The organism is Pseudoxanthomonas sp. G3 (genome assembly GCF_057654715.1).
On the sequence record NZ_CM172805.1, the window covers coordinates 1584813 to 1600061 of the forward strand.

Consider the following 15249-nt stretch of genomic DNA (forward strand, 5'->3'; position numbering starts at 1 on the left):
GCTGCGCGCACGCACGATCGCCACGCTGGGCGCGCGCGATGCGCGTTACATCCGGAACGTGGTGAAGGCGGTGCGTTTCAGCAACCTCATCGGCCGTGTACTGCTGTTCGCCGCTGCCATCGCCGGTGGACTGTGGCTGGCCGACAGCGCCGTCGGCTGGCTGTTCTGGGTGCTGTGGGCGCTGGGCGCATTCTCGCTGGGCCTGGGCAAGATCCTGGACAACATGGAACTGGGCCACAACGTCATCCACGGGCAGTACGACTGGATGGGCGATGCGCAGCTCAACGGCAAGACCTACGACTGGGACATCGTGGCCACCTCGGAGAACTGGCGCCACACCCACAACTTCCGCCACCACACCTACACCAACGTGCGTGGGCTGGACGATGACATCGGCTATGGCCTGCTGCGCATCTTCCCCGAGCAGAAATGGCGTCCGTTCTACCTGGTGCAGCCGTTCGTCGCCGTGGTGTTCGCGCTGCTGTTCCAGTGGGGCATCGCCATCCAGGACCTGAAGCTGGGCCGCTGGTGGAGCGGCAAGATGAGCAATGCGCAGCTGCGCCGCAAGTCTGCGCCGGTGGTCCGCAAGATGGGCAAGCAGCTGGCCAAGGACTACGTGATCTATCCGGCCCTGGCCGGTCCGTTCTTCCTGCCGGTGCTGTTCGGCAACATGGTCGCCAACGGCCTGCGCAACGTATGGACCTACGTGATCATCTTCTGCGGCCACTTCACCGCCCATGCGGAGACGTTCCCGAAGGAATGCATCAAGAACGAATCGCGCGGCCACTGGTACCTGCGCCAGCTGCGTGGTTCATCGAACCTGCGCGGCGGCTTCCTGATGAACGTCATGTCGGGCAACCTGAGCCACCAGATCGAACACCACTTCTTCCCCGACATCCCGGCCAATCGCTATGCGGAGATGGCCAAGGAAGTGCGCGCCATCTGCGCGCGCTACGGCCAGCATTACAACACCGGCACGCTGCTGACCCAGTTCGGCCAGGTGTGTTGGCGGATCCTGCGCCACGCCTTCCCCAGCCGTCCGCGCCGCATGCCGGCACTGGCGACGGCCGACGCCGTCGCCTGAGCGTCTAGGACGCCTCCGGCGGCGCGGTCGCCCGCGCCGCGCGCGCGATGCGGCGCTTGAGCCGCCATTCGGCGAAGAACGACGACGCGATCAGGCCGGTGCCCAGCAGGCCCAGCCATTGGAACCACGGGTTCTCGAAGACATCATCGGCCAGGTCGTTGTCCTGCAACTGCAGGCGCAGCAGCCGAACTTCGGTGGCGAGCGCGTTCGCGTCGCCGGGGGGCTCGGGCAAAGACGCTTCTGCCTTCGATGCGAGCCGCGCAAGATGGATCTGTTCCGCCCGGTGCGCGTTGTCGCGGCGCTCCACGGTGACGACCAGCGCGCTGGTCAGCAGGATCAGCAGCGTGCCCAGGCCACGCAGCAGCGGCGGCAACGATTCGGACATCGGGCGGGGCTCCCGGAGGCGACGCCGGCATCCTAGACCACGCGCGGCAGGATGTCGTGCCGCGATGGCCTCAGTCGAGGAATTGCAGACGCGCGAGTTCGGCGTACAGGCCGCCTTGCGCCAGTAGCTCGGCATGGGTGCCTTGCGCGACGATGCGGCCGCGGTCCATCACGACGATGCGGTCTGCCTTCAGCACGGTGGCCAGGCGATGGGCGATCACCAGCGTGGTGCGGCCGTCCATCAGGCGCTCCAGCGCGTGCTGCACCGCGCGTTCGCTTTGCGCGTCGAGCGCGCTGGTGGCTTCGTCCAGCAGCAGCACCGGCGCATTCTTCAACAGGGCGCGGGCGATGGCGATGCGCTGTTGCTGGCCGCCGGACAGGCGCGCGCCGCGTTCGCCGAGCGGGCTGTCGAACCCTTCCGGCAGTTCGCGGATGAAGTCGTCCGCTTCGGCGGCTTCGGCCGCGGCCTGCAGTTCGGCATCGGTGGCGTCCAGCTTGCCATAGCGGATGTTCTCCGCCGCGCTGGCCGCGAAGATCGTCGGCTGCTGCGGCACCAGCGCGATCTGTTCACGCAGGTCGGCCGGGTCGAGCTCGCGCAGGTCCACGCCGTCCATGCGCACGCTGCCGGTCTGCGCGTCATGGAAGCGCAGCAGCATCGAGAACACCGTGCTCTTGCCGGCGCCGGACGGGCCGACCAGGGCGACGGTCTCGCCCGGATGGATGGTCAGGCTGAATTCGTCCAGCGCAGGGAGGTCGGGGCGCGAAGGGTAGTGAAAGGAGACGTCGTCGAAGCGGATCTCACCCTTCACCGGTGAGGGCAGGGCGCGCGGCGTGGCGGGCGCATGGATGGCCGGAGACTCATTGAGCAATTCGGCGATGCGGCCCATGCCGCCGGCCGCGCGCTGCAGTTCGTTCCAGACTTCCGCCAGCGCGCCCACCGAGCCGCCGCCGATCAGCGCGTAGAACACGAACTGACCGAGTTCGCCGGTCGTCATGCGCCCGGCGATCACGTCGTGCGCGCCGGACCACAGCACCAGCACGACCGCGCCGAACACCAGGGTGATGACCGTGGCCGTGACCAGCGACTGTGCGCGGATGCGCTTGCGGGCGGTCTCCACGGCGACCGCGACGGCATCGCTGAAACGCTTGAGCTCGTAGCCCTCGCGCGCATGCGCCTGCACGGTGCGCACCGCGCCCAAAGTCTCACTGGCGAGCGTGTTGGCGTCGGCCACGCGGTCCTGGCTGGCGCGCGAGGCCTTCTCCAGACGGCGTGCGCCGAGCACGATCGGCAGGACCGCGAGCGGAATGCCGACCAGAGCATAGGCCGCCAGCTTGGGGCTGGTGACGAACAGCATCACGACGCTGCCGATGACGGTGATGCTGCTGCGCAGGGCCACTGACATGCTGCTGCCGACGACGCTGCGCAGCAGTTCGCTGTCGGCGGAAAGCCGCGACACCAGTTCGCCGCTGCGGGTGCGGTCGTGGAATTCCGCGTCCAGGCCGACCAGGTGTCCGTACAACTGCCGACGCAGGTCGGCCACGACCCGTTCGCCCAGCAGGGAGACGAAGTAGAAACGCGCTGCGCTCGCCACGGCGAGGACGAGCACGACAATGAAGACGCCCAGGAACACCCGGTCGATGTTGCCGCCGCTGTGGAAGCCGCCATCGATCATCTGCTTGAACGCCACCGGGAAACTCAGTGTCGCTGCCGAGGCCAGGCCCAGTGCGCACAACCAGGCGGCAAACAGGCCGCCGTGCTGGCGCACGAACGGCCACAGCGCGCGCAGCGTGCCGAGCTTGGCCTTTTGTTTCGAGGTGGCGGAGGTGTCGGCGGCGCTGTCGTTCATCGGGAAGGTCGGATCAAGGCGGCTGTGGGAGGCGCTGCACGTCCGTTGACGGTCGCAACGCCTCCCGCATGCGCCTCGCGCACCGTCAGGCCATGGTCGGCATCACGCGCACCCGATTACGGGTGGCGTCGCGCAGCAGGGTTTTCAAGGCATCCACGCGGTCGGCGGGCAGTTCGAGCACCAGCCGGGCGCCGGATTCGTCGAACGATTCCTCGCGTTTCACCGCATGATGGGCAACCAGTGCCGCATGCACGCTGCCGAGATCGTCGAACGGGCAGGCGACCTCAAGTGTCGCCATCGCCACCACCGGCAAGCGCTCTGCCTGCCGTAGGCACTCCGCCGCGGCACCACCGTAGGCGCGGACCAAGCCGCCAGCCCCCAACTTGATGCCTCCGTACCAGCGGGTCACCACCACCATCACCCGGTCGTAGCCTTGGCCGTCGATGGCGGCCAGGATCGGGCGGCCCGCGGTGCCGGCCGGCTCGCCATCGTCGCTGGACCGGTATTCGCCACCGATCCGGTACGCCCAGCAGTTGTGCGTGGCATTGGGCGTGGCGACCTCGCGCGGGAAGGCCAGCGCGTCGTCCGGTCTGGCGACCGGGGCGGCCAGGGCGCGGAAACGGCTGTGTTTCACCTCCAGCAGATGGGAGGCCCGCGCCGCGAGCGTGTCGGTCACGGGGTGCCCAACAGCGGCCGCAGGTCGTCCGGTACGCGCTGGAAGGGATGCTCCTGCACGAACAGCTGCAGGCTCCGCAGGGCATTGGCGCTGTCGCCCAGGTCGCGGCGCAGGCGGATGCGGTCCAGCCATTCGTCCGGTGCCAGCCGGGTATCTTCGTCCACCGGCACCTGCAGTTCGGTGCGGCGCAGGGTGTTGCGCGCGACGCTGGGTGCCGGGGCGCCGCCACTCACGGCCGGAGCCGGCGGAGGCGGGGGCGGTGGCGCCGCGGCAGGCGTGCTGCTGAAGCCGTCCTGCCGGGAGATGCGGGATCCGGTGACCATGATGGAGTCGAGGGTGCCCGAGGTGTCGGCGGCGGCCTTGGCCTCGCTTGCGCGTCGTTCGCTTTCACTGCGCTGCTGTTGCTCGCGTTGCTGTTCGGCCAGGGCGCGTTGGCGGGCCTGCTGTTGCAGGACGCCTTCCTCCACAACAGCGCGGTCCTCGACGGCCTCAGGAAAGGCCTGCGGCGCCGTCGCCTTGCGCGCCAGCGTCGGCTCGGCGGGTGCGGGCAAGCCCGGGACAGCGGGAATCATCGACAGCGGCCCGCGCTTGGGCGGCGCTTCCTGGCGCGCGGCGGCCTCGGCATTCCGGCGGGCCGGGCTCGCGGATGCGGGCGACGCCGGCGGGGCCTCAATGGTGGGTGGGGCGAGCTGTCGGACGGACGGCGAGGGGTCGTAGGGCTCGACGGCGGGCGCTGCCGCCGCCGCGTCCAGCTCCGGAGCGGCCGCCGCATCGGCGGCCTGTTCTGCGGGCGCGGACATGACAGCAGTCTCGGGCGTGGCCAGCGCCGGCACTTCGCTGGCGACCGGCACCTGCTGGGTGGGTCGCAGTTGCCAGGCGATCCCGGCGGCCAACAGCACCGAAGCAGCGACACCCATGCCCAGCGGCCAGCGCCGGCGCGTCGGCGGCACCGTCGCGCCGTGCGCGGCGGGCGCCTCCTGCACGGCGGCACGCGCGGCGCCGAGGATGCGGGCATCCAGGCCGGGCGACGGTCCGCCGTGGGGGCCCAGCTTGGACAGGGCCTGCGCGAGGGCGCGCTCTTCGGGCGACAGGGGTTCGTGGGGCGTCTTCATTCGTTCAATCTCGTCCGCAACCGGTCCATCGCATACCGCAACCGCGATTTCACGGTTTCCCGGCCCACGCCGGTGATCTCGCCGATTTCCTCCAGGGTCAGTTCCTGCTCCAGCCGCAGCAGCAGCACCTCGCGCTGCTCGGGCGGCAATGCGTCCATGGCCACCTGCAAGCGCCGGCGCTGCTCGAATTCCGACAGCTGACGCTCGGGCGTATCCGGGTCGGGCACGCGTTCCGTGCGGGCCTCGGCGTCCTCGGGCGCCGCCGGCCGGTGCTTCAGGGCGCGCCAGTGGTCGTTCAATCGATTGTGCGCGATCCGGTACAGCCAGGTCCCGAACGCAGCTTCCGGTTTCCAGCCTTGGCGCGCGGCGATCACCCGCTGCCAGGTGTCCTGGAAGAACTCGTCCGCCATCGACGCGTCGCGCAGGTGGCGCAGCAGGAAGCGATAGAGCGGGCCGCGATGGCGTGCATAGAGCTGCTCGAAGGCCGATGCGTCACCGGCCGCGTAGGCCAGCATCAGGGTCTCATCGGCAGGTTCGGCAAGGTCGTTCACCGCCACCAGCGTAAGCGGTCCGTGCACGGGCGTGAAGCCGCCGCAGGGGTGCGAGGCGGTCTGGTTCAGCCATCCGGTCGCGCGGATTCGCTCGGCTGCGCGGGACGACATGGCAGGGACGATAGGCGGGCACACAGGGAAAAGAACGCCTCGCGGCCGAGGATGGGGTTGGGCGGCGGTTTCCGTTCAGGGGGTGGCAGGCGGTATGCTCGGCGGGGGGATATCCAGATACAGCACCGTCTCTGTCGGGACACGGTCATGCCTACGCCATCGGTCAGCGCAGACAATCCGGCCAGCACGCCCGCGTCGCCCGCAGAGCGGATCGCGTCGATCCTGCGTGCGCTGCTGCCGGCCGGTGCCGAGCTGGCGGTGTGCTGGCGAGACTGGGCGCTGGGTAACGGCGCCGGCGCCACGCCGGGCGCGTCGGCCGCACTGCGCCGACGTGCCGAACACGCCCTGGCCGAGGCCATCGTCGAACATGACGGTCCCGAGCTGCGCGTGCACGCCTGGGACAACGCCGACGGCAACGCGCGCGTCGCCCTCGCGCTGGCGCTGCCGAATCCGCTGTCGACGGTGGAAGAGGAATCCTGGCTGCTGCTGGCCCGCACCCTGCTGGTCACCACGCTGGATGCATCGCGCGCGCAAGCGCGCATCGTCTCGCTGGAGAAGTCCAAGCGGTTGCAGCAGGCGCTGTACGAAATCGCCGACCTGGCGGGCGCCGACCTGGAAATGCCGGAGATGCTTCGCCGCATCCACGCGGTGGTGAATTCGCTGATGTATGCGGAGAACTGCTACATCGTCCTCTACGACGACCAGCGCCGCACGGTCCGCTTCCTGTACTTCGCCGACCAGCGCGACCCGTATATCGCCGAGCCCGAGCGCGAGTTCGGCGAAGAGGAAATGGCCAACAGCATGACCTTCGCGCTGCTGCGCCACGGCCAGCCGCTGCGCGGTCCCTCGGCGGTGATCCGGCAGAAGCTGGGCGTGATGCGCGATCCGTCCCACGGCCCCGACAGCCTGGACTGGCTGGGCGTGCCGATGCGGCGCGACGACCGCGTCTGCGGCGCCATCGTGGTGCAGAGCTACGACACGCCGGCCAGCTACGCGGACGAAGACCGCGCACTGCTCGGCTACGTGGCCCAGCACATCCTGACCGCGCTGGACCGCAAGCATGCGCATGTCGAGCTGGAGCACCGCGTGGCGGTACGCACGCACGAGCTGCAGCGCGCCAACCGCGAACTGCAGGCGGAGATCATGGAGCGCAAGCGCGCCGAGAAGCTGCAGCGCGCGCTGTTCCGCATCACCGACCTGGCCATTACCTCCGAGACGCTGGAGCGCTTCTACGCCGACGTGCACGTGGTGGTGGACGAACTGATCAACGCGCGCAACTTCTACATCGCGCTGGTCTCCGACGATGGCGAGGAGCTGACCTTCCCGTACTCCATCGACGAACGCGACCCGATGCGAAAGTCGCGGCGCATGACCAACGGCCTGACCGAATACGTGGTCGCCACCGGCCGCCCGCTGCTGGCCGATCGCGAGGTCATCGGGCAACTGGCCGAGGCCGGCAAGGTGCTGCAGCACGGCCCCCCGGCGCACAGCTGGCTGGGCGTGCCGCTGTTCCGCGGCGAGGACGTGGTCGGTACGGTGGTCGTGCAGAGCTACACCGATGAGGTGAAATTCACCTCGCACGACCAGAACCTGCTGACGTTCGTCGCCCACCACATCGGCAACGGCCTGGACCGGCAGCGCACGCAGGACCGCCTGCGTAGCGCGCACGCGGACTTGGAGCGCCGCGTCGACGAGCGCACCCGCGAATTGAACGAGGCGAACCACCAGCTGCGCGCCCAGATCAGCGAGCGCCTGCGTGCCGAACAGCAGCTCACCTACCAGGCCACGCACGACGCCCTGACCGGGTTGCCGAACCGGCCGCACCTGCTCGACCGCCTCTCCGCCGCCATCGAACGCGCACGGCACGGAGACGGCCAGGCGTTCGCCGTGCTGTTCCTGGACCTGGACCGCTTCAAGCTGGTCAACGACAGCATGGGCCATGCCGCCGGCGACGAGTTGCTGGTGGAGGTCGCGCGCCGGATCACCATGAGCGTGCGCGGCGACGACGTGGTCGCGCGGCTGGGCGGTGATGAATTCGCGTTGCTGGTCGAGTACGCCGACGGCGTGGAGAACGTGCGCGATTTCGCCCAGCGCCTGCTTGCCGTGCTGGGCCGGCCGATGTGGGTGGCCGGGCGCGAGCTGTTCCCGTCGGCCAGCCTCGGCATCGCGATCTGGCATCCGCGCTACCGCAATGGCGAAGAGCTGCTGCGCGACGCCGATGCGGCGATGTACCGCGCGAAGGAGCAGGGACGCGATCGTTCCGCGCTGTTCGACGAGGCGATGCGCGAAGCGGCCATGCAGAGCCTGGACTTGGAAGCCGACCTGCGCCGCGCCATCAATAATCGCGACTTCCTGCCGTTCTACCAGCCGATCCGGCGGATGGACGACGGCCGCGTGATCGGCCACGAAGCGCTGCTGCGTTGGCAGCACGAGCGGCGCGGTCTGCTGCTGCCGGCCGAGTTCATCGGTCTGGGCGAGGACAGCGGACTGATCGAGCAGGTCGACTGGCTGCTCTACGAACAGGTCGTGCGGCAGATCGCCCGCGGCGTGGAAGGCTACATCTCGGTCAACGTCTCGCCGCGGCATTTCCGTTCACCGGATTTCGCCGACCGCTTGCTGGCCATGTTCGACGCCCAGGGCGCCGACCCGGCCCAGCTGCGCCTGGAAATCACCGAAGTCGCTCTGCTCGACGACGCGCCCCGCACGCTGCGCATCCTGCGCACGCTGCGCCAGCACGGCATCCTCGCCCAGCTGGACGACTTCGGCACCGGCTTCTCGGCGCTGTCCTATCTGCACCGCTTCCCGATCTCGGTTCTCAAGATCGATCGCAGTTTCGTTTCCGGACTGGGCAGCGAAGCGCGTCCCGAGAGCCTGGCGCTGGTGCGCGCGATCCTCGCGCTGGCCGGTACCCTGGGCATCGAAACGATCGCCGAGGGCGTGGAAACCGAAGAGCAGCGCCAGTCCTTGGTGGAACTGGGCTGCCATCTGGGGCAGGGCTACCTGCTGGGACGCCCGGCGGCCAGCCTAGACCAGGCCGCGGCGCTCGACACACTTTGAGGCGCCTGCCGAAGGCGCGGCGCGGCATCCCTGCCGCCACCGCTTGCAGCCTTACTCGCCGGCGATCGCCGGCGCATCCGTCTGCGTGGCGACCAAACGGTGCGCCTGGTCAATCATGCCGATGAACTCGGCCTTCAGCCCGTGCGGATCGCGACCGGTTGCGCCACGCGCCGTGCGTGCGACATCGGTCCAGGCCCAACCATCGATGCGCTGACCGCCGCGGAGCAGGTCCGCATACGCGGCGACCGCCGCGGCGAAGCGGAACGCCTCGCTGGGCTGCGACGTCAGCGTGCTGCGCGCGATCGGGGCTTCGATCAGCCGGCTGGTGTCCTGGCCGGGCAGTTTGTAGCGCAGGCGCAGGTGGGCGACTTCGTCGGTCGCCGTACCCGCCGCCAACGCTTTGCCACCGTAACGCAGCGCCGGCAGACGATCCGCACCGGAACCCACCGGAGTGATCTCGTACAGGGCGGTGACCTCATGCCCGGCGCCGATATCGCCCGCGTCGACCTTGTCGTTGGCGAAGTCCTCGTTCGCCAGCACGCGGTTTTCGTAACCGATCAGCCGGTACTCGGCAACGACCGCCGGATTGAACTCGACCTGGATCTTCACGTCGCGCGCGATGGTCAGCAAAGTGGATTGCATCTCTTCCACCAGCACCTTGCGGCCTTCCTGCAGGGTGTCGATGTAGGCGTGGTTGCCATCGCCGACATCGGCCAGCTTCTCCGCCAGCGCGTCGTTATAGTTGCCGGTGCCGAAGCCCAGCGTGGTCAGGGCGATGCCGGACTTGCGCTGGTCGGCCACCATCGTCTCCAGTGCGTCCTGGCTGACGGTGCCGACGTTGAAGTCGCCATCGGTCGCCAGGATCACCCGGTTGACACCCTCGGGCACGAAGGCCTGCTTCGCCATCGCGTAGGCCAGGCGGATGCCGTCGCCGCCATTCGTGCTGCCGCCGGCCTGCAAGCGGTCCAGCGCGGCGAGGATCTCGTCGTGGCGGTCACCCGGCGTGGGTGGCAGCACCAGACCGGCCGAGCCGGCGTAGACCACGATGCTGACCCGGTCCTGCGCCCGTAACTGCGGTACCAACTGGGCGAAGGACTGCTTGAGCAGCGGCAGCTTGTCGGGCGACTCCATCGAGCCGGACGTATCCAGCAGGAACACGAGGTTCGCCGGCGGCAGCGTCGCCTTCGGCACGTCGTAGCCCTTGATGCCGACCATCAGCACTTGGCGCTTGGCGTTCCACGGCGCAGGCGCGAGTTCGGTGCTCACGCGGAAAGGCCGGCTGCGGTCGGTGGGAGCGGCGTGGCCGTAGCGGAAGTAGTTGATGAACTCCTCCGCGCGCACCGCATCGGCGGGCGGCCGCTGGCCATCGCGCAGCATGCGCCGCACGTTGCTGTAGCTGCCGGTATCCACGTCCACGGAGAACGTCGACACGGGCTCATCCAGCGTGCGCCGCACAGGATTGTCGTCGCGTTCGGCGTACTTCTCCGTATTGGCAGGCTGCGCTTGCGGGTACGCCAGCACGCCCGCGGAAAAGTTCTCCTGATAAGCCACCGCGGCCGGCGCGGGCGGCGGCGGGGGCGCATACGCATACCCGGGCGCGACGGTCTTGGCCTGTCGCGAGAGGCGTGCGCCGGTGACGACGACGCTATCGAGCGTCGCGCGCTCGCGGCGTTCGGCGTCCGCGCTGGCAACGGCGGACGCTGCAGCGGCATCCGCTTCGGCGACCACAAGCTCGGCGGGCAAGGTGGTATCCGCTTTCCCAGTGGGCGCTTGCTGGGCGGTGGGGTTCGAATTGCAGCCGGCGAGGACGGCGACGGCAAGCAGGGTGAAGCTCAGACGACGGTGCGACATGGCGTGACTCCGTGGCGGGGACGGAAGGTCGAACGCATGGGGTTGGGAAGTGGGGTTAGGCCGAATGTCGAAGCGTTGCGTATACCGCCGGCCAGCGCAGGCGGAGTTTCACCGGCAGCGCGACCGCTACGATGAGTGCGCAGGCGGCACCCACCCAGGTACCCACTTCCCGGGAGACCAGAACGATGACATTGGCTGTGGCGTCATGTCCGGCGTTTATCAGCGACGGCGCAGCAAAGGTGGCGAACATGTCGAACGGCAGAAACAGGGCATCGACCATCAGCACCACGCCATAAGTGAGCAATCCGCACACCATGGCGAACGAACGACGGAGGCTGCGCGTCATACCGGACCGCCAAGCGACAATCCACGCAAACCACAGCGGGAATGCGACGGCGATCATCAGGCCGAGGGTCATCAGCAGGGTGGGAATCCAGGTGGCGGGGTGCATGGTTGGTCCTTCGTCTCGAGATCTTCATTCCCTTCGTGCCGACATTCCACTAGCGCTAGACCATGTTGACCCTACGTTTTCGATGCCACACGTAGCGCGATCTGCCCATCGGCGACACGCGCCGTGACCCGGTCTCCCGTCTCCACCTGCGTCACCGACCGCACGAGCGTGCCGTCGTCCTTCGTTACCAGCGCATAGCCGCGGGCGACGGTGGCCAGGGGGCTGACGGCTTCCAGTGAGCGGGCGAGGCCGCGCAGGTGCAGGGCTTCGCGTTGCAGGGTGCGTGCGATCGCGGCTTGCGGGCGCGGCGCGAGGGCGAGCAGGCGTGCGCGCAGGTGCTCGAGGCGGCGCTGGGGCGCGTGCGCGCGCAGGATGGCGTCGGCATGCCGGAGCGCGGCCAGGCGCCGTGCGTGGCGGTCGCGCCACAGCGCGTGCAGGCGACGTACCGCGTCGTCCTGACGCCGCCGCAGCAGGTCCAGCCGTGCCTGAGGGCGCAGTGCGTTCAAGCGCAGGGCGGCGCGATCCGCGCGCTGCATCAGGTTGCGCAGGCGATGCGCATGCGCGGTGGCCAGGCGGCGCTGCAGGTGGTGCACACGGGTGAGCAGGTCGCGGCGATCCGGCACCAGCAGCTCGGCGGCGACCGACGGCGTGGGCGCGCGCAGATCGGCGGCGAAGTCGGCCAGGCTGAAGTCGGTTTCGTGGCCTACGGCGGACACCACCGGTACCGGCGAGGCGGCGATCGTGCGTGCCAGGCGTTCATCGTTGAACGCCCACAGGTCTTCCAGCGATCCGCCGCCGCGGGTGACCAGCACCACGTCATAGCGACCGCTGCGCGCCGCCCTCTGCAGCATGTCCACCATCTGCGCCGCGGCCGTCTCGCCCTGCACCTGCACCGGCAGCACGTCCACCTCCAGCAACGGGTAGCGCCGCTGCAGCACGCTCAGCACGTCGCGCACCGCCGCGCCGGTGGGCGAGGTCAGCACCGCAAGGCGCCGCACATGCGCCGGCAGCGGGCGCTTGCGGTCCGCATCGAACAGGCCTTCGGCCGCGAGTTTCGCCTTCAAGTCCTCGAACGCGCGCCGCAGCGCGCCTTCGCCGGCCTCTTCCATGTGGTCGACCACCAGTTGGTAGTCACCGCGCGCCTCGTACAGCGTCAGTCGGCCGCGCGCGAGCACGCGCAAGCCTTCGCGCGGGGCGAACTTCAGCCACTGGCTCTTCGGCTTGAACATCGCGCACTTCACCTGCGCGCGCGCGTCCTTCAGGGTGAAGTACAGGTGTCCCGACGCCGGCCGGGTGACGTTGCCGAGCTCGCCTTCCACCCAGATCAGCGGGAACGTGTCCTCCAGCAGGTTCCGCGCAAGCGCGTTCAACTGGCTGGGCGAGAGGATGTCGCGGGCGGTGTCGGTCATGCGGAAAGGATAAACGCTGGCGCCGGACGCCGCCGCGAACGCTTGCGACACGCGGTCGCGGTCGCCCGGGCGCAATCCGTGGTGGAATGCGTGGGTCCCGACGGTCGGAGTCGTCCGCATGCCCCTACGCCGCTGGTGTTTCCCCGTGGTGCCGCTTCTTCTCGCTGCGCTCACCGCATGCGCTCCAGCCGACGTGCCGCCCACGGTAAAGGCCGATGCGTCGCCGCGGGTGGACGCGCAGGGGCTGCCGTCGACCGCGGGCGCGGCGCAGCCCGATCTGGTCGCCACGTCGGACGGGTCGCTGCTGTTGAGCTGGGTGGAGCCGATCGGCGACGGCGGCCACCGCTTGCGCTTCAGTCGCCTGGCCGAAAACGAAGCCGCGTGGACGGCCCCGCGCACCATCGCCGAAGGGTCGGGCTGGTTCGTCAATTGGGCCGATACCCCGCATGTCTACGCGTTGCCGGACGGGTCGCTGTGGGCGCACTGGTTGCGCAGCACGGGGCCGTCGCGGATGGATTACGGCATCGATCTGGTCCGCTCCGCCGACGGCGGTGCCACCTGGTCGGCGCCGACGCTGGTGCCGCCCACGGCGAAGCAGGGCGACAACGGCTTCGTGACGTTCTGGCCGCAGGGCCGCGATCGGTTGGGCATCGCCTGGCTCGACAGCCGGCAGAAGTCGCCCGGCGATGACCACGCGCATCACGACGATCACGGCACTGGCGCGATGATGCTGCGCGCGGCGCTGTTCGACACCGAGGCGACGCAGCAGGCCGAATGGGCCCTCGATGCCTCCACCTGCGACTGCTGCACCACCGCGTCCGCGATCACCGACCGCGGCACCGTGGTCGTCTACCGTGGCCGCAGCGCCGGCGAAGTCCGCGATACGCGCCTGGTGCGCTTCGATGGCAACGCCTGGACCGTTCCGCGCGATGTGCACACCGATGGCTGGGAAATCGCGGGCTGCCCGGTCAACGGTCCCGTCGTGGTGGCCGATGGATCACGCGTGTGGGTCGCGTGGTACACCGAAGCCGAGGGACTGCCGGAAATTCGGGCGGCGCGTTCCGACGATGCCGGCGACACGTTCACCGCCCCGGCCACCCTGGCCAAGGGTGAGCAGGTACTGGGACGGGTGGGGTTGGCGCGGGGCGACGGGCACCTGCTGGTCAGCTGGCTGGAACAGGCCGGCGAGGCGCAGCGACTGGTGCTGACGCGCTACGACGGCGAGTGGACGGGCGCACGGCGCGCCGAGGTCGCCACGCTCGCCGCGCGGGGGCGCGCCAGCGGCATTCCGCGCCTGCAGTGGTCGCATGGCGCCGCCTGGCTGGCCTGGACCGATGTGGCCGAGGGCACTCCGCAGGTGCGCGGCGCGCGGGTGACGTTCCCGCCGTGACGCGGCCACGACATTGGGTTGCAGCCGGTTCGGTAAGGTAGCGCTCGAACATCCGGAGGACTCCTGCCATGCGCGGTCTCGACTTCAGTTCATGGCAAGGCCTGCTGACCACGCTGGCGGGCCTGGCGCTGATCACGCTGATCGGCGTGGGCATCCGCTTGCTGGTCATGCAGACCGTGCAGGAGCGGCGCGCACGGGAGAACCGGCAGATCAACGAGCGCCTGCGCACGCTGATCGCCGCCTACAAAACGTTGGGCGGCTCGTTCAGCGGTGACCTGGAAGTCGATCCCACCCATCTGCGCGAACTGCGCCAGCGCATGCGCGACGAAGGTGTCGAGGAGGAGAGCGGAAGCGATCGCGCACGCCGCATCCGCGATGCGGTGGAAGCCGCGTTGTCGGACATCATCCTGCTGGGCACCGACGAACAGGTCAGGCTCGCGGCCCAGGCCGCCCGCGATCTTGCCGCGGGGAAGCCGATCCACACGCATACGCTGGTCGTGTCGCTGCGCGATTTCATCCGCGGCGTGCTGGACCTCGAGCCGGTCCCGTCCGATCTCGACATCCCGCGCCAGGGGCCGGCGCGTCCGGTGCCCAACGCGAAGGGCAAGGGCGAGGGCGGGAAGGGCGAGGATCGCCAAGGCAGCGGGCGCGGCGGTGGCGGTGCAGGCGGCATGGGTGCTGGCATGGGGGCGGGCGCCGGCATGGGCCTGGGCGCAGGGCTGGCGGTGGATCCGGACCGCGATCCACCGGGTTGAAGGCTACTCGTCGATCCAGCGGCGCTCGGGACCCGGACGCTTGGCCAGCTTGCGCTGCAGCGAACGCCGGTGCATGCCCAGCAGGCGCGCGGCGGCGGAGATGTTGCCCTCGGTTTCGGCCAGGGCCTGCTGGATGTGCTCCCACTCCAGCCGGCTGAGCGGTGTCATGGTGTCCTCGGCGGCGTCGGCATCGTCCACGGGCGTGGTCGGCGCTTCCAGGCCGAGCGCGCGGAGGATCGTCGGCACCGTGGCCGGTTTGGGCAGGTAGTCGTCGGCGCCGCGCTTGATCGACTCCACCGCCGTGGCCACGCTGGCGTAGCCGGTGACGAGCAGGATCTGCATGTCGGTACGGATGCCGCGCAACGGTTCGATCAGGGCCAGGCCGGAATCGCTGCCGAGCTTGAGGTCGACCAGGGCGAAATCCGGCTGGAATTCGCGCGCGCGCGCCAACGCGCTCGGCGCGTCCAGCGCGATCTGGGTCTCGATGCCCTTGCGCGCCAGGCTGCGCTGCAGCGTGCGGGCATAGAGTTCGTCGTCGTCGACCAGCAGGCCTTTCATCCGGAACCTCGCG

The 15249-nt window shown here is 69.5% G+C and carries 12 protein-coding genes and 1 pseudogene; 4 read left to right on the top strand and 9 right to left on the bottom strand.

Features of this window, described 5'->3' with window-relative positions; translation table 11 throughout:
- Positions 1-196: 196 nt before the first annotated feature.
- Positions 197-1084: pseudogene (locus AC23D6_RS07630) on the top strand (fatty acid desaturase family protein); the annotation flags it as partial.
- A gap of 4 nt (positions 1085-1088) precedes the next feature.
- On the opposite strand, the gene AC23D6_RS07635 reads toward AC23D6_RS07630, so the two are convergent.
- The 5 genes from AC23D6_RS07635 to AC23D6_RS07655 all read right to left on the bottom strand — a co-directional run bounded on the left by AC23D6_RS07635 (position 1089) and on the right by AC23D6_RS07655 (position 5618).
- Positions 1089-1469 carry a hypothetical protein gene (locus AC23D6_RS07635; protein WP_487752166.1) on the bottom strand — a complete coding sequence of 127 codons (381 nt, stop codon included), beginning with the start codon at positions 1467-1469 and terminating at the stop codon, positions 1089-1091.
- 70 nt (positions 1470-1539) lie between these two features.
- Positions 1540-3315 (bottom strand): ABC transporter transmembrane domain-containing protein, encoded by a 1776-nt coding sequence (locus tag AC23D6_RS07640; protein WP_487752167.1) that lies wholly within the window; start codon positions 3313-3315, stop codon positions 1540-1542.
- A gap of 85 nt (positions 3316-3400) precedes the next feature.
- Positions 3401-3991 (bottom strand): IMPACT family protein, encoded by a 591-nt coding sequence (locus tag AC23D6_RS07645; RefSeq protein ID WP_487752168.1) that lies wholly within the window; start codon positions 3989-3991, stop codon positions 3401-3403.
- Complete coding sequence (locus tag AC23D6_RS07650) at positions 3988-5103, bottom strand: hypothetical protein (protein WP_487752169.1); 1116 nt, start codon at positions 5101-5103, stop codon at positions 3988-3990. Before AC23D6_RS07650 ends, AC23D6_RS07645 begins: the two co-directional genes overlap by 4 nt.
- The gene (locus AC23D6_RS07655; RefSeq protein ID WP_487752590.1) at positions 5100-5618 is read right to left on the bottom strand and encodes an RNA polymerase sigma factor; all 519 of its coding nucleotides are present in this window, start codon (positions 5616-5618) and stop codon (positions 5100-5102) included. The genes AC23D6_RS07650 and AC23D6_RS07655 overlap by 4 nt, the downstream gene beginning before the upstream one ends.
- 294 nt (positions 5619-5912) lie before the next feature.
- On the opposite strand from AC23D6_RS07655, the gene AC23D6_RS07660 reads away from it, so the two are divergent.
- Positions 5913-8822 carry a bifunctional diguanylate cyclase/phosphodiesterase gene (locus AC23D6_RS07660; protein WP_487752170.1) on the top strand — a complete coding sequence of 970 codons (2910 nt, stop codon included), beginning with the start codon at positions 5913-5915 and terminating at the stop codon, positions 8820-8822.
- A gap of 51 nt (positions 8823-8873) precedes the next feature.
- On the opposite strand, the gene AC23D6_RS07665 is transcribed toward AC23D6_RS07660, so the two are convergent.
- The 3 genes from AC23D6_RS07665 to xseA form a co-directional block, all read right to left on the bottom strand.
- Positions 8874-10673, bottom strand: a complete 1800-nt coding sequence (locus AC23D6_RS07665; protein ID WP_487752171.1) for a vWA domain-containing protein — start codon at positions 10671-10673, stop codon at positions 8874-8876.
- Between the two features lie 55 nt (positions 10674-10728).
- Entirely contained in the window at positions 10729-11124 is a 396-nt protein-coding gene (locus AC23D6_RS07670; protein WP_487752172.1) for a hypothetical protein, read from the bottom strand.
- Positions 11125-11195: 71 nt separating this feature from the next.
- Positions 11196-12533, bottom strand: a complete 1338-nt coding sequence (xseA, locus tag AC23D6_RS07675) for an exodeoxyribonuclease VII large subunit (protein ID WP_487752591.1) — start codon at positions 12531-12533, stop codon at positions 11196-11198.
- Positions 12534-12651: 118 nt separating this feature from the next.
- On the opposite strand from xseA, the gene AC23D6_RS07680 reads away from it, so the two are divergent.
- Both AC23D6_RS07680 and AC23D6_RS07685 read left to right on the top strand, forming a co-directional pair.
- Positions 12652-13923: a sialidase family protein gene (locus AC23D6_RS07680; RefSeq protein ID WP_487752173.1), complete on the top strand. Its 1272-nt coding sequence runs from the start codon at positions 12652-12654 to the stop codon at positions 13921-13923.
- 68 nt (positions 13924-13991) lie between these two features.
- Positions 13992-14678 carry a hypothetical protein gene (locus AC23D6_RS07685; RefSeq protein WP_487752174.1) on the top strand — a complete coding sequence of 229 codons (687 nt, stop codon included), beginning with the start codon at positions 13992-13994 and terminating at the stop codon, positions 14676-14678.
- 3 nt (positions 14679-14681) lie between these two features.
- Here AC23D6_RS07685 and AC23D6_RS07690 read toward each other — a convergent pair whose 3' ends face one another.
- Positions 14682-15236: a response regulator transcription factor gene (locus AC23D6_RS07690; RefSeq protein WP_093297271.1), complete on the bottom strand. Its 555-nt coding sequence runs from the start codon at positions 15234-15236 to the stop codon at positions 14682-14684.
- Positions 15237-15249 lie beyond the last annotated feature (13 nt).

Coding starts and splice junctions, on each gene's coding strand:
- AC23D6_RS07635 (WP_487752166.1), bottom strand. CDS start 1,469: ATGTCCGAATCGTTGCCGCCGCTGCTGCGTGGCCTGGGCACGCTGCTG.
- AC23D6_RS07640 (WP_487752167.1), bottom strand. CDS start 3,315: ATGAACGACAGCGCCGCCGACACCTCCGCCACCTCGAAACAAAAGGCC.
- AC23D6_RS07650 (WP_487752169.1), bottom strand. CDS start 5,103: ATGAAGACGCCCCACGAACCCCTGTCGCCCGAAGAGCGCGCCCTCGCG.
- AC23D6_RS07655 (WP_487752590.1), bottom strand. CDS start 5,618: ATGCTGGCCTACGCGGCCGGTGACGCATCGGCCTTCGAGCAGCTCTAT.
- AC23D6_RS07660 (WP_487752170.1), top strand. CDS start 5,913: ATGCCTACGCCATCGGTCAGCGCAGACAATCCGGCCAGCACGCCCGCG.
- AC23D6_RS07665 (WP_487752171.1), bottom strand. CDS start 10,673: ATGTCGCACCGTCGTCTGAGCTTCACCCTGCTTGCCGTCGCCGTCCTC.
- AC23D6_RS07670 (WP_487752172.1), bottom strand. CDS start 11,124: ATGCACCCCGCCACCTGGATTCCCACCCTGCTGATGACCCTCGGCCTG.
- xseA (WP_487752591.1), bottom strand. CDS start 12,533: ATGACCGACACCGCCCGCGACATCCTCTCGCCCAGCCAGTTGAACGCG.
- AC23D6_RS07680 (WP_487752173.1), top strand. CDS start 12,652: ATGCCCCTACGCCGCTGGTGTTTCCCCGTGGTGCCGCTTCTTCTCGCT.
- AC23D6_RS07685 (WP_487752174.1), top strand. CDS start 13,992: ATGCGCGGTCTCGACTTCAGTTCATGGCAAGGCCTGCTGACCACGCTG.
- AC23D6_RS07690 (WP_093297271.1), bottom strand. CDS start 15,236: ATGAAAGGCCTGCTGGTCGACGACGACGAACTCTATGCCCGCACGCTG.